The 12,757-nt window shown below is 59.7% G+C and carries 12 protein-coding genes; 7 read left to right on the top strand and 5 right to left on the bottom strand.

Going from position 1 to position 12,757, the window contains the following annotated elements; genetic code table 11:
• Window positions 1-54: 54 nt before the first annotated feature.
• The 4 genes from EV130_RS14015 to EV130_RS14000 all read right to left on the bottom strand — a co-directional run bounded on the left by EV130_RS14015 (window position 55) and on the right by EV130_RS14000 (window position 3,575).
• Window positions 55-1,230: an FAD-dependent oxidoreductase gene (locus EV130_RS14015; RefSeq protein ID WP_132550476.1), complete on the bottom strand. Its 1,176-nt coding sequence runs from the start codon at window positions 1,228-1,230 to the stop codon at window positions 55-57.
• Window positions 1,231-1,283: 53 nt separating this feature from the next.
• A complete protein-coding gene (locus EV130_RS14010; RefSeq protein ID WP_074061753.1) occupies window positions 1,284-1,847 on the bottom strand; it encodes a lytic transglycosylase domain-containing protein in 564 nt (187 codons plus the stop codon).
• A gap of 262 nt (window positions 1,848-2,109) precedes the next feature.
• Entirely contained in the window at window positions 2,110-2,871 is a 762-nt protein-coding gene (locus EV130_RS14005) for an N-acetylmuramoyl-L-alanine amidase (RefSeq protein ID WP_074061754.1), read from the bottom strand.
• The gene (locus EV130_RS14000; protein WP_074061755.1) at window positions 2,868-3,575 is read right to left on the bottom strand and encodes a J domain-containing protein; all 708 of its coding nucleotides are present in this window, start codon (window positions 3,573-3,575) and stop codon (window positions 2,868-2,870) included. Before EV130_RS14000 ends, EV130_RS14005 begins: the two co-directional genes overlap by 4 nt.
• 379 nt (window positions 3,576-3,954) lie before the next feature.
• On the opposite strand from EV130_RS14000, the gene EV130_RS13995 reads away from it, so the two are divergent.
• The 3 genes from EV130_RS13995 (at window position 3,955) to EV130_RS13985 (ending at window position 6,914) form a co-directional block, all read left to right on the top strand.
• Window positions 3,955-5,166: a pyrophosphate--fructose-6-phosphate 1-phosphotransferase gene (locus EV130_RS13995; RefSeq protein WP_132660586.1), complete on the top strand. Its 1,212-nt coding sequence runs from the start codon at window positions 3,955-3,957 to the stop codon at window positions 5,164-5,166.
• A gap of 58 nt (window positions 5,167-5,224) precedes the next feature.
• Window positions 5,225-5,860 carry a LysE family translocator gene (locus EV130_RS13990; protein ID WP_132550478.1) on the top strand — a complete coding sequence of 212 codons (636 nt, stop codon included), beginning with the start codon at window positions 5,225-5,227 and terminating at the stop codon, window positions 5,858-5,860.
• A 112-nt stretch (window positions 5,861-5,972) separates the two neighbouring features.
• Entirely contained in the window at window positions 5,973-6,914 is a 942-nt protein-coding gene (locus tag EV130_RS13985; RefSeq protein WP_132660584.1) for a lytic transglycosylase domain-containing protein, read from the top strand.
• 20 nt (window positions 6,915-6,934) lie between these two features.
• Here the strand turns inward: EV130_RS13985 and EV130_RS13980 are convergent, their stop codons facing one another.
• Window positions 6,935-8,317 carry a serine hydrolase domain-containing protein gene (locus EV130_RS13980; RefSeq protein ID WP_132660582.1) on the bottom strand — a complete coding sequence of 461 codons (1,383 nt, stop codon included), beginning with the start codon at window positions 8,315-8,317 and terminating at the stop codon, window positions 6,935-6,937.
• A 176-nt stretch (window positions 8,318-8,493) separates the two neighbouring features.
• Between EV130_RS13980 and EV130_RS13975 the strand changes: the two genes are divergently transcribed.
• From EV130_RS13975 to EV130_RS13960, 4 genes are all read left to right on the top strand, one after another.
• Window positions 8,494-9,738: a BtaA family protein gene (locus EV130_RS13975; protein WP_132550484.1), complete on the top strand. Its 1,245-nt coding sequence runs from the start codon at window positions 8,494-8,496 to the stop codon at window positions 9,736-9,738.
• 41 nt (window positions 9,739-9,779) lie between these two features.
• The gene (locus tag EV130_RS13970) at window positions 9,780-10,409 is read left to right on the top strand and encodes a class I SAM-dependent methyltransferase (RefSeq protein WP_074063231.1); all 630 of its coding nucleotides are present in this window, start codon (window positions 9,780-9,782) and stop codon (window positions 10,407-10,409) included.
• A gap of 116 nt (window positions 10,410-10,525) precedes the next feature.
• Window positions 10,526-11,323: a glycoside hydrolase family 25 protein gene (locus EV130_RS13965; protein ID WP_074061761.1), complete on the top strand. Its 798-nt coding sequence runs from the start codon at window positions 10,526-10,528 to the stop codon at window positions 11,321-11,323.
• Between the two features lie 80 nt (window positions 11,324-11,403).
• The gene (locus tag EV130_RS13960; protein WP_074061762.1) at window positions 11,404-12,657 is read left to right on the top strand and encodes a lytic murein transglycosylase; all 1,254 of its coding nucleotides are present in this window, start codon (window positions 11,404-11,406) and stop codon (window positions 12,655-12,657) included.
• Window positions 12,658-12,757: the final 100 nt, after the last annotated feature.

Raw genomic sequence — 12,757 nt, 5'->3', positions numbered from 1 at the left:
GAGCTCAAATAGACGAGAGCGCGGCCAATTACCACTGGAAATGTACAGATGCCATTACCGAAAGAAAGGCTGGAAATCCGTAGCGTAGCCCTGATCCCCGATTTTGCCCTTCAACAACAGCTCGGCCCCAAGTCGGCCGATCTCGTCGGAACTCTTCGCCGAAGTGCCGGCACAGCCGGTCAGAACCGCAAGCCGTGGAGACGAAGTATAACCGATCATCGGATAACGGCTCTTGGTGTGCGAGACGGCACAGGCGGCCGTCGAAACGGAAAGCGGCCGCAGATCCGGAACGAGACGGCGGACAATCGCCGTGAGATGATCGCGCGCCGCCGGCCGGCCGTCGGTCCGGAACCAGGCACGCAAATCCCTTTCGGTCTCAAGTAGATGGTCATCGGGATCGCCGCCGATCTTCAGATATATCTTCCCGTCAGGATACCGGATCGGAGGCAGCAGATAGATATCGGTCTGCGGCGCCTCGACGATCAGCGACGGCATGGCAGCAAACTCTGCGGCCTGCGCCTCGCTCACCTCGAACAGGGTCACCGTCCTTCCATGAACCGACATGTCAACCGATTGCGGCAACAGATTCTCGCCAATGGAAAAACCGCCAGCCGCAATCAGTACCTTTTCCGCCGAATACACCGTGCCGCGCGAGGTTTCGACTGTAGCAACCCCGCCTGCCTCGCAGATTGCCGTCACATAGTCGCGTACGACTGTTGCTCCCGCCTTTTGCGCAATGATCGACTGCGCCTTCACCAGTTTGCGCGCACTGATATGGCCGGCGCCCTTTACCTGAAATACGCCCTCGCAGCCGTCCGGCAGGTCAAAGAAAGGAAACGCTGCTTTGAGGCCCGCCTCGTCGAGCAGCGTCGTTTCGACACCGAGCGATGCAGCCGCTCTTGTCGTGTTGACGATGTACTCGCTCTGGGCCGGCGCCACGAAGGCGCAACCCGCTTCGGTGTAGAATGTGACGCCGCTGTCTGCTTCGATGTCAGCATATCGGGAGATGGACCGATTGGCGAGAAGCGCCCAGTCGCGATCCGGATCGACGGTCCGGGTGATGCGGCCCTCGTCGTAATGGCTGGCGAAAACACCCCGGTGCGCCTTGCGGTTTTCCGGCTCGTCTGGACCGATCACGGCAACGCCGTCCGTGCGTTTGGCCAAATGCTTCGCCGCCGCCGCGCCCATCATGCCGCGGCCGACGACGATATACTTGAAATCAGCCGCCATATCTCACCTCGCTTCGAGGTCCAGATAGCACGGCGGCCGACGCAATTCATATCTTAAATCGACGTTTGCGCCGCGCCTGACATAAGAGCGAGCACTTTGCCGCAATAGGCCTTTGAGATCGGGTTCATCTTCTGTGCGCCGTGGCCGGCATTGTACTTGAGGATGGTATTGCAGGTCTGCCCGCCGCCAAGTTCATGGGCAGCCGCCAAATATTTCATCCCATACTTGATGTTCGTTTCCGGATCGAAGAGGCCCTTCTTCGTTCCCGAATAACCCATCATGCGCGCCGTTGCCGGCTTGATCTGCATGAGGCCGATCTCGCCTGCGCTGCCGCGTGCCTTCGGGTCAAAATTGCTCTCGACACGGACGACGGCGTGGGCAAGCTCGACGGGTACGTCATATTGCTCGGCATATTTGGCAATCAGAACTGAATATTTATTGGCTGTGAAATCCGGCATTGCATAACCGCTTTGGCGGTCGACGGTCTTGAAGATGACCGTTCGGGTTTCTTTGTTCCCGTCTTTGTCCTTGTTACCTGCGTCGCCAGCAAAAGCGCAGCCGTACCCTGCCAGCAGCAGGCTTGCGCATGCCGCTGCACCAATAATCATATGTCTCATGTAGTCTAGTTACTCCGACCCAAAGAATTACCGGACTGCGCGCCTCGCCGTCTTCCGGTTTCACGTGCCAAGGACTGGCAACGTTCCGCAGCAATTCTTATCGTTTCATTTTGACTCCCGCAGCTACACACAAAAACAGCCGCGAGCGCCGTTCAGCGGACGGGGTTAGACCATCGCAATGAGGAGATAATAGGGAAATGATGTGGCAGTGCAGCATTCAAGGTCGTTTGCGCAAAAACGTTGCTTGAGTGTCACACAGACGTCATGAATAACGCGGTAGTGCCGAGAGCAGCCGGTGCAGTGTATCGATTGTCGAAAAGTCGGCGATGCCGTCGACGCGCTCCTGGCGGAAATGACGCTGGAAGGCCTCCACGTCGCCCGCCGTCCTCTCGGAGAATTCGCCTGTTATTTCCGTGGCATAACCATAAAGCGAAAGCATCGACTGCAGGGCTTCAACCGGTTGGCCGCAATCGCCCCGCTGGAAGAAGCGCCCGCCGGTTATCGGCGCCGGCTCGACCCAGTGTCCTACCCCTGCGTGATGCAGTTCCGCCCACGGAAACTTCTCGCCCGGATCGACCTTGCGAATGGGTGCAACGTCCGAGTGACCCAGTACCTTTTCACGTGCGATCGACCAACGTTTGCCGCAATCGCGACACAATTCAATCACCGCCGCAATCTGTTCTTTGGGAAAGTCTGGCAGGCCGCCCGGATGCCCGGCGTTGGCGATTTCGATGCCGATGGATCGGGAATTGATATCGCCCTCGCCGTGCCAGCTGCCCTTGCCTGCATGCCACGCCCGACGCGCCTCAGGAACGAGCTGAACGACATCGCCGTTCTCGTGGACGAAATAGTGGCAGGAGACCTCGCTCTCCTTTCGACAAAGCCATTCGAGGGCCGATTCCGGCGTCGGCATGCCCGTGTAATGAAGGATGATCATGTCCGGCTTGCGCCCGTCTGCGCGCTCGCCGTGGTTCGGCGACGGCAGCACGCAGGCCTTGCGGTAGTCGGCCTCGAAAGAGGTCATGCTGCGCGGCGTTCCTTCTCGATCGTCGCATAGGCATCGTTGAGGGCAGCCATGCGCTCGTTGGCGATCGCGTGGAACTCCCTGGGCACGCCGCGCGAAATCAGCCGATCGGGATGGTTCTCGCTGACAAGGCCATGATAGCGGCGGCGGATCGTCGGGAAATCGTCGGAAGGCGAAACACCGAGGACCTTGTAAGGGTCCCGGCCGATCGAAACATGGCGCGCCGCGATCTGCTCGAAACGTTCTTCGCTCATTTCGAAGATCTGGCCGATATGACGGAGGAAATTCATCTCCTTCTCATGGACTGCCCCGTCCGCCTTGGCGATGTGGAAGAGGCCGTCGAGTACGTCTTCCAGAACAGCGCAATTGGCGGTGCAGCTGACGCAGAGTGAAGAAAGCTTCGCAGCATAGGCCTCGTAACCGGCAACATCCTGCCGCGCGAGATTGTAGAGGCGGGCAACGTTTTTGGCCTGGTCCTGCGGAAAGAAGAAGATGTCGCGGAAAGCCCGGACTTCCTTTTCGCTGACGATCCCGTCGGCCTTCGCCATCTTGGCGGAAAGCGCGATGATGGCGACGGAGAACGCCACCTTGCGACGGGTCTCGGGATCCCCCTCGAAAACCGTGCGGATCGCCTCGACCATCGCCGAGAGCAGGTTACCCGCAGCGTTGCCAACAGCATTCAACAGTTTTTCCCAGAAGGACATCGAAGTTTCTCGCATCGCAATATGAAAATACCTTGATCAAATAATCATAGCCATTGCAAGGCGGCGATTGGTCGTATGATTGAAAACACTTTTCACAATTCGGTAATTGTCGCGCCGCTTGCAAGGCGAAAGACCGCACGCGAATGGGCGCCTTTGGACAAGCCGTGATTGCCTCTTCAGATTTTCCACAGCGCGTCTCAAATGGCAAACAGGGGCCTGAAACGATTAGATGCGCCCTTCTTGCCATCTTCCTCGCCTTGCCCGCCCGAGCCGAGCATTATTCGTAAATTCTTTGCTTTACAGGCCTCTTTCCCTGCCGCATCCATGCGTTAGGTAAGCTGCATGCGAACACCTGCACGAAAGCACTTAAGGAGGGAAAATGGCCAAACAAAAAGTAGCAATGCTGACCGCCGGAGGCCTGGCTCCCTGTCTTTCCTCCGCCGTCGGCGGCCTCATCGAGCGCTATAGCGACGTCGCGCCGGAAGCCGAGCTCATCGCCTACAAATCCGGTTATCAGGGCGTACTTCTTGGCGACAGCATCGCAATCAGCAAGGAAATGCGCGAAAAGGCGCCGCTTCTCCACCGCTTCGGCGGCTCGCCGATCGGCAACAGCCGCGTTAAGCTGACCAATGCCGCCGATTGCGTCAAGCGCGGCCTCGTCAAGGAGGGCGAGAACCCGCTGCGCGTCGCAGCCGAACGCCTTGCCGATGACGGCGTCACCATCCTTCACACCATCGGCGGCGACGACACCAACACGACTGCGGCCGATCTCGCAGCCTATCTCGCGGCCAATAATTACGACCTTACCGTCGTCGGCCTGCCCAAGACGGTCGACAACGACGTCGTGCCGATCCGTCAGTCTCTGGGCGCCTGGACGGCGGCTGAAGTCGGCGCGCACTTTTTCGACAATGTGAGCAACGAGCAGAGTGCTGCGCCGCGCACGCTCGTCATCCACGAGGTCATGGGCCGCCACTGCGGCTGGCTGACGGCGGCGACCGCCCGGGCCTATCTCGACCGTACGAAGAACTACGAATATGTCGACGGGATGATGATGAATGTTGGCCTGAAAAGCATCAATGCCGTCTACCTGCCGGAAATGGCATTTGATCTGCAGGCCGAGGCCGAACGCCTCAAGGAGATCATGAACAAGACCGGACATGCGACCGTCTTCGTTTCTGAAGGCGCCTGCCTCGATGCCATAGTCGCGGAGCGGGAAGCTGCCGGCGAGACCATCAAGCGCGATGCCTTTGGCCATGTGAAGATCGACACGATCAATGTCGGCGGCTGGTTCCAGAAGCAGTTCGCCAACCTCGTCGATGCCGAGCGTTCGCTGGTCCAGAAATCCGGCTATTTCGCCCGCTCCGCGCCTGCCAATGCCGACGACCTCCGCCTCATCCACAGCATGGTGGACCTGGCTGTCGAAAGCGCCCTCAACAAGGTCTCCGGCGTCACCGGCCATGACGAAGGACAGGATGGCAAATTGCGCACCATCGAGTTCCCGCGCATCAAGGGCGGCAAGGCCTTCGACCTTTCGACCAGATGGTTCGCCGAAGTGATGGATAGGATAGGACAAAAATACCAGGAAGCATGATTGACGCAGGGCTAATATGGTGTCTTTGCTTGTTTCCTAGGGATTAGGAGGAGATTCCATGTCGCTCGAAGCCTGGCTCGCATTCGCCGCCGCGTCCGCCATCATGCTTGCCATTCCAGGCCCGACAATCCTGCTCGTCGTGTCCTATGCGCTTGGCCATGGACGACGCACGGCGCTGGCGACGGTAAGCGGCGTGGCGCTCGGCGATTTCACGGCGATGACGGCCTCCCTCTTCGGCCTGGGTGCGGTTCTGGCCGCATCGGCAATGCTCTTCACGGTGCTGAAGTGGATCGGCGGCGCCTACCTCATCTGGCTAGGCATCAAGCTTTGGCGTGCGCCGCTCATCACCGAACCGGTCGCCGACAACGACAACCTGCCGGAAGAGAAGTCGCTGAAGATCTTCCTGCACGCCTATATCGTGACTGCGCTCAATCCGAAGAGCATCGTCTTCTTCGTCGCCTTCGTTCCGCAATTTCTCAACCCCGAGAAGCCTTTCTTCGAACAGATGGTCATCATGGAGCTGACCTTCCTTGTTCTCGCAACGATCAATGCCGCGACTTACGCACTTCTAGCAAATGCCGCACGCGGCCTCATCCGCAAGGCCAGCGTGCAGCGCGCCGTCAACCGCACCGGCGGGACGTTGTTGATCGCTGCGGGCGCCGTGACGGCCGGTTATCGCCGTATCGCCGCCTGACGATCTTCGCCGGTTGCGGCGCAACAGCGAATAGGCTAATGGCAAATCAGGGTGCAGGGTCTCGATAACTTTAAAATGCTGCCAGGGCGGCGCGATTCACGAAAGTGACAGAATGGTAGCGAACGGTTCTTCCGGCCTGAAACGCGGCCTTGTCGTGACGACAATGTTGTGCGGTATGGCCGGATGCTCGACGGTCGAGTATACGTCGCAGGCGGAATTGACCGCTGTGCAGAGCGTCGTGCCAACACCGAAGCCTGGCGAGGATGCGATGAAGATGGCCGCCGTGCCGGCCGCCGACGGCGCCAGCCATCTCGAAACCGCATTCGCAGCTTCCAATCCGCAGGCGACACCCGCTTTGACGGCCGCAACGGCAATGCCGGCGACGGCAACCTCGGCCAATCCTGCCATGCAACAGGCGATGACCGCGGGTGGCACACAAATCCCGCTGACGCCGGAAATGACCGCGATACAGTCGGTCGTGCCGACCCCGCGTCCAGGCACTCCGGCATCGCCTGCCGCACAGCTTGCCTTCGCAGCGACAGCGCCGCAGGCCGGGGCCCTGGCCGCCATCGCCTCCGTCGGCCCCACGCGGCGTTCGATGTTGGATTTCAGCTTCGATGAGTCCGGCCCCATGGACCCGCCAGCCGCCCCGCCGGTGTTCAGCGACAGCGACCTTGATACTGCGCCGACCGCAGAAAAGAGCTTTATCGGCAAGCTGATCAGCAAGTATTCGAAGCTTTACGAAGTCCCCGAGACACTGATCCACCGCGTCGTTCATCGCGAAAGCCGTTACAATCCAAAGGCTTACAATAAGCGTGGGTATTTCGGACTGATGCAGATCAAGTACAATACGGCCAAATCGATGGGCTATGACGGTGCGCCCGCCGGCCTTCTCGACGCCGAAACCAACATTAAATATGCCGCGAAGTATCTGCGCGGCGCATGGCTCGTTTCCAACAACAAGGAAGAAGATGCCGTAAGGCTTTATGCCCGCGGCTATTATTACGATGCCAAGCGCAAAGGCATGACGGACATTGCCCAGGGCAACTACTAAGATTTCGCCTTCACAGCCGCTCAACCGGCAGGCAGCGCGGCCAGCAGCTCTTTCAGCATGACCTGCGGCTTGTAGCCGAGGCGGCCCGGCGTCAAGCCCATGCGGACGAAGACCAGATCGGCGGACGGCACGATTGCCATACTTTGTCCGTCATGTCCTTCCAGCCAAAAGGTATCTTCCGGCAGCCCCGCTTCAGCGCTGGTATCTCCGCCGGGTGCTGCGAGCCATGCCTGGCCTTGCGTATATTTACCGCCCGACGATTGCGTCGGCGTTCGCATGGCCGTGACAAACCCCTCCGGCAACAGCCGCCGACCGTTCCAGACGCCGTCCTGAAGCAGGAATTGTCCGAAACGCGCCCAATCGCGCGCCGTCGCATAGAGATAGGAACTGCCTGCAAAGGTGCCACGGGCATCGACCTCCAGCACTGCGCTCGACATGCCGAGCGGTTTGAAAAGTGCCTCCCTCGGATAAGAGAAGGCCCTTTCCTGGTCGCCTAGCCCATTCATCCAGATTCGTGACAACAGGACCGCCGTGCCGCTCGAATAACGGAAGCGTTCGCCAGGCCTTGCTTCGAACGGCGCATTGGCGGGTAACGAAACCATATCGGGGTCGAGATAGAGCATGCGCGTCACATCCGTGACATCGCCGTATTCCTCGTTGAAAGCGAGACCACTTTCCATGCCCATCAGATCCCGCAGCCTGATCTGCGACCGTTCGTCATTCTTCCACTGCGGCAACAGGTGGTTCGTGTTGAAATCTACCTTTCCATCGAGCATGGCGCGTCCGACGAGCGCCGCATTGACCGTCTTGGTCATGGACCAGCCAAGCAGAGGCGTTCTTGCATCGAAGCCTTCGCCATAGCGCTCCGCCACGATCCGGTCGTTGTGAACGACGACCATCGCCCGCATTTGCGGACCGGCCAGCAGGTCGTTTGCCAGCAGCGACGCAAGCTCTCCATCGTCAGCTTCAGCGATGCTCTCGCCTTCCGGCCATAGTGCGGCGTTCTGCGGAACCACCCGCGGCGATGTCTCTGAAGGTACAGCCTCGGCAGCAGCCTTGAAATTGCCGTCAGGCACGCTCGTGCAGCCGAGCGCCCCGCGATAGAGCGCATATCCGGGCGCAAAGAGCCCCAGGATGCGCGCCGTTACATGGCCCTGATCGCGATCGACCGAAACTCGCACCAACCGCAGCAGCGGATTGCCCGGCGCCTGTACGTCGCCATAGAGCACCGATTGCGGGTCGCGTCCTGCCAGGAACACATTCGAGCAGACGATCTTCGCCGCATAACCGTCACCCACGCGCAACAGCTCAGGCGGGTTGACGCCAAGCCAGGTCCCGCCTGCGATGACGATGACAACAGATGCAGCGGCCAGTGCCTTCAAGATACGCAGAACAAATCGCATGTCATGCCTCCACGAACGGAGAAAGCAGGAAATCACTTCCCAAAAAAGAGCACAAGAACGCGAGTATCGTTTCGTGCCGGGCAATTCCGGTGGGAAGCGATACCGACAATCTGCGTCATCAAACTGTAGCAGGGACGCGCTACACGCCCTGAACACAAAAAGGGTGACAGAATCAAATGACGGAATTTGCACCGGATACCGGCTTCCGCAAGAACCGGAAACTCAAGGACGCTCTTCTCCGCCACAAGGCATTTTCCAAGGACGGCTTATCGGAACGGCTTTTCGGCCTGCTCTTTTCCGGCCTCGTCTATCCCCAGATCTGGGAGGATCCGGATCTCGACATGCAAGCGATGGAACTGCAGCCGCATCACCGCATCGTCACGATCGGCTCGGGCGGGTGCAACATGCTCGCCTATCTCTCCAAGGCGCCGGCCTCCATCGATGTGGTCGACCTCAACCCCCACCATGTCGCGCTGAACCGCCTGAAGCTTGCTGCCTTCAAGCATCTTCCGGGCCATACCGACCTCGTACGCTTCCTCGCCATGCCCAACGAGCGCTCGAACAGCCAGGCCTTCGACCACTTCCTGTCATCCAATCTCGATCGGACGACACGCGCCTATTGGAACGGCCGCAAGTTCGGCCGCCGCCGCGTCACCGTCTTCAACCGCAACTTCTACGAGACCGGCCTGCTCGGCCGCTTCATCGGCGCGGCCCATCTGCTTGCCCGCCTGCACGGCGTCGATCTCAAAGAGATGACAAAGACCCGCTCAATCCGCGAACAGCGCCAGTTCTTCGACGAACAGGTTGCGCCCCTCTTCGAAAAGCCGGTGGTGCGATGGATTACCGGGCGCAAGAGCTCGCTTTTCGGCCTTGGGATTCCGCCGCAGCAATATGACGAGCTTGCCAGTCTCACCGCCGATCAGTCGATCGCACCGGTGCTGAAGCATCGCCTCGAAAAGCTCGCCTGCCATTTTCCGATGAGCGAAAACTATTTCGCCTGGCAGGCTTTTGGTCGCCGTTATGCCACCGATGACGAAGGCCCGCTGCCGACCTATCTGAAGCGGCAGCACTACGAGGTCATCCGCGCCAATGTCGATCGTGTCAACGTCCATCACGCAAGCTTCACCGAGCTTCTCACCAAGGAACCCGCCGCCTCTCGCGACCGTTATATCCTGCTCGATGCACAGGACTGGATGACGGACCAGCAGATGAACGAGCTCTGGGCCGAGATTACCCGCACCGCCCGCCCCGGCGCCCGCGTCATCTTTCGCACCGCGGCCGAAAAAAGCGTCATCGAGGGCCGTCTTTCCGCGTCGATTCGCGACCGATGGCAATATTTCGAGGAGAAATCCAAAGATATGACCGCGCTCGACCGTTCTGCCATCTACGGCGGCTTCCACATCTACGGAAAGAACGCGTGACCGAGATCCGCTCCATCCTGGACGAGAAACATGCCAATCTCATGGACGGCATGTATCGCCACCAGCGCCATATCTATGATCTGACGCGCAAATACTACCTGCTCGGCCGCGACCGTACGATCCGCAATCTGGACGTTCCGGAAGGCGGTACGCTGCTCGAAGTCGGCTGCGGCACGGGCCGCAATCTGGTGCTCGCACACCGGCTGTTCCCCGCCGCCAGGCTCTACGGCCTCGACATTTCGCAGGAAATGCTGATTTCAGCGCGCAAAACATTCGCCACGAAGCTTGCGGTTGCCGATTTTCGCGTAGCCGACGCGACCGCCTTCACTCCGCGGGAATTTGGTGTCGGCGGCTTCGACCGGATCCTCATTTCTTATGCTCTGTCGATGATTCCCGATTGGGAACGCGCCGTGGCTGCCGCAATCGCCGCATTGAACCCTGGCGGACAACTGCATATCGTCGATTTCGGCCAGCAGGAGGGCCTGCCGGGCTGGTTCAAGGCAGTGCTGAAGTCATGGCTTGCAAAATTTCACGTGATGCCTCGCGCCGATCTGCGCGAGGTGCTGGAAGCCCAAGCCCATGAAAACAACGCGAGATTGTCGTTCGAGACGATCGGCGGCGGCTACGCCTGGCGGGCGGCAATCATCGCCCGACCTTCACAATTGACTTGAAACTAACCGAATTTTTACGTTGATATGTTCAAAGAGGGGGATTCCTCTACTGAAACTCGTCTTTCGAAGGTCAAGCTGTGGGGCAAGTCGATCATTCGGTCCACGACGGGACATTTATGCGCCGGATTTTGTTTGTTGTATTGCCATTGGCCATCATGTTGGCCGGCTGTACTTCATCGGGATACGATTATCTTGAAACCGCATCCATAAAACCGAAGACCCGATTCAAGGATACCGACCCCCAGGATTTCGGGGAGAAGCATCCGCATCGGAACGAGGTTCACGGCATCGACATCTCCAAGTGGCAGGGCGACATCGATTGGCAGACGGTGAAGACCTCCGGCGTCGCCTTTGCCTTCATCAAGGCGACCGAGGGCAAGGACAGGTTCGACCCGCGCTTCAATGAATACTGGCAGCGCGCCCGCGCCGTCGGCATCCCGCATGCGCCCTATCATTTCTATTATTTCTGCTCGTCGGCCGATGAGCAGGCCGACTGGTTCATCCGCAACGTCCCGCGGGACTCGATGCGCCTGCCCCCGGTCCTGGACGTCGAATGGAACGGCGAATCGAAGACCTGCCGCTTTCGGCCGGACCCGGCGACCGTCCGCGCTCAGATGCAGCGCTTCATGGACCGCCTCGAAGCCTATTACGGCAAGCGGCCGATCATCTATACATCGGTCGATTTCCACCGCGACAATCTGCAGGGTTATTTCCAGGACTATCACTTCTGGGTCCGCTCGGTGGCCAAGCACCCGGAAGTCACCTATGCCGACCGCCGCTGGGCCTTCTGGCAGTACACGTCGACCGGCGTGATCCCCGGCATTAAAGGCCCCGCCGACATCAATGTGTTCGCGGGCTCCTCAAAGAACTGGACCAACTGGGTGGCTTCCGTTTCTAAGGACAAGAATTCTTAGTAACGTCCGCCGATCTTTCTTGCTTCCGTCACATTCATCTGTGAAAGCAACGGACATATTTCGGATATAAGGACGATCTCATGCACCGCTCGCTCGCAAGCCGCTCTGCACTTGCTCTCTTGTTTGCAATCACCGCGGCAACCACGGCGCTGGCTCAGCAGCAGGCAATGGCGCCGGCGGCTTCCCCTCCACCAGCCGCAACGCCTCAGGCTCCTCCCGTGGCTTGCGCCGGCGACCTTGCCGAATTTCTGGCGGGCGTAAAGGCCGATGCGATCGCCGCCGGCGCTTCGGCCGAAGCTGCCGACAAGGCGCTCGCCGGTGCGCAGATCGATCCGAAGGTTCTTAGCCGGGACCGCGCGCAGGGCGTTTTCAAGCAGACCTTCCTTGAGTTTTCCCAGCGTACCGTCAGTCAGGCCCGTCTCGATATCGGCCGCCAGAAGCTGAAACAGTTCGCAGACGTCTTCGCCAGGGCCGAGCAGGACTATGGCGTCGCCCCGGGCGTCATCACCGCCTTCTGGGCAATGGAAACGGACTTCGGCGCGGTTCAGGGCGATTTCAATACGCGCAACGCGCTCGTCACGCTGGCGCATGACTGCCGCCGCCCCGAACTCTTCCGCCCGCAATTGATCGCGCTCATCGAAATGGTCCAGCACGGCGACCTTGACCCGGCGACCAATACCGGCGCATGGGCGGGCGAAATCGGCCAGGTGCAGATGCTTCCGCGCGACATCGTCGCATACGGCATGGATGGCGACGGCGATGGCCATGTGCGGCTGAAGGAGAGCGGCGCGGACGCAATCCTGACGGCTGCTAAGTTCATCCAGCATCTCGGCTTCAAGCGCGGCCAGCCCTGGCTGCAGGAAGTCACCTTGCCAGAAAATCTTCCCTGGGAAAAATCGGGTCTCGGCGGCACCATGACGGCGGGCGAGTGGTTCGCGCTCGGTGTCCAACCGCGTGACGGCAACACCAGCTTCGGCAATCTGGAGGGTGACCTCGTTCTTCCGCAAGGCCGTCACGGACCGGCCTTTATCGCCTATCCGAACTTCAAGATCTATCTCGAGTGGAACAAGTCATTCATCTACACGACCTCGGCCGCATATTTCGCCACCCGCTTTGGCGGTGCGCAGCCTTATCTCAAGGGGACACCGGAACAGGGCCTTGCGAATGACCAGATGAAGCAGTTGCAGACCAAGCTGCAGTCTAAGGGCCACGATGTCGGCCAGATAGACGGCATCCTGGGTTCCGGCACGCGTGTCGCGATTCAGAGGGAGCAGCAGCGTCTCGGAATGCCGGCCGATGGCTGGGCGACGCCCGGCCTGCTCGGCGCGCTCTGACCAGTTGATTTTCGTAAAGACCGCGCAATTCGATCGCGCCCCGGAACATGACGGGGCGCGGTTTCGATTTCCCGCGTTATATCAAATGGTTCCGGTCATG

Origin of the sequence: Rhizobium azibense (assembly GCF_004342325.1) — a bacterium.
Classification (GTDB): domain Bacteria; phylum Pseudomonadota; class Alphaproteobacteria; order Rhizobiales; family Rhizobiaceae; genus Rhizobium; species Rhizobium etli_B.
The sequence above is the reverse complement of the archived record's forward strand: the minus strand, read 5'-3'. Positions and strand labels throughout refer to the sequence as shown.

Excerpts from the sequence above, each read along its gene's own strand:
- EV130_RS14015 (WP_132550476.1), bottom strand. The coding sequence starts at position 1,230 with ATGGCGGCTGATTTCAAGTATATCGTCGTCGGCCGCGGCATGATGGGC.
- EV130_RS14010 (WP_074061753.1), bottom strand. The coding sequence starts at position 1,847 with ATGAGACATATGATTATTGGTGCAGCGGCATGCGCAAGCCTGCTGCTG.
- EV130_RS14005 (WP_074061754.1), bottom strand. The coding sequence starts at position 2,871 with ATGACCTCTTTCGAGGCCGACTACCGCAAGGCCTGCGTGCTGCCGTCG.
- EV130_RS14000 (WP_074061755.1), bottom strand. The coding sequence starts at position 3,575 with ATGTCCTTCTGGGAAAAACTGTTGAATGCTGTTGGCAACGCTGCGGGT.
- EV130_RS13995 (WP_132660586.1), top strand. The coding sequence starts at position 3,955 with ATGGCCAAACAAAAAGTAGCAATGCTGACCGCCGGAGGCCTGGCTCCC.
- EV130_RS13990 (WP_132550478.1), top strand. The coding sequence starts at position 5,225 with ATGTCGCTCGAAGCCTGGCTCGCATTCGCCGCCGCGTCCGCCATCATG.
- EV130_RS13985 (WP_132660584.1), top strand. The coding sequence starts at position 5,973 with ATGGTAGCGAACGGTTCTTCCGGCCTGAAACGCGGCCTTGTCGTGACG.
- EV130_RS13980 (WP_132660582.1), bottom strand. The coding sequence starts at position 8,317 with ATGCGATTTGTTCTGCGTATCTTGAAGGCACTGGCCGCTGCATCTGTT.
- EV130_RS13975 (WP_132550484.1), top strand. The coding sequence starts at position 8,494 with ATGACGGAATTTGCACCGGATACCGGCTTCCGCAAGAACCGGAAACTC.
- EV130_RS13970 (WP_074063231.1), top strand. The coding sequence starts at position 9,780 with ATGGACGGCATGTATCGCCACCAGCGCCATATCTATGATCTGACGCGC.
- EV130_RS13965 (WP_074061761.1), top strand. The coding sequence starts at position 10,526 with ATGCGCCGGATTTTGTTTGTTGTATTGCCATTGGCCATCATGTTGGCC.
- EV130_RS13960 (WP_074061762.1), top strand. The coding sequence starts at position 11,404 with ATGCACCGCTCGCTCGCAAGCCGCTCTGCACTTGCTCTCTTGTTTGCA.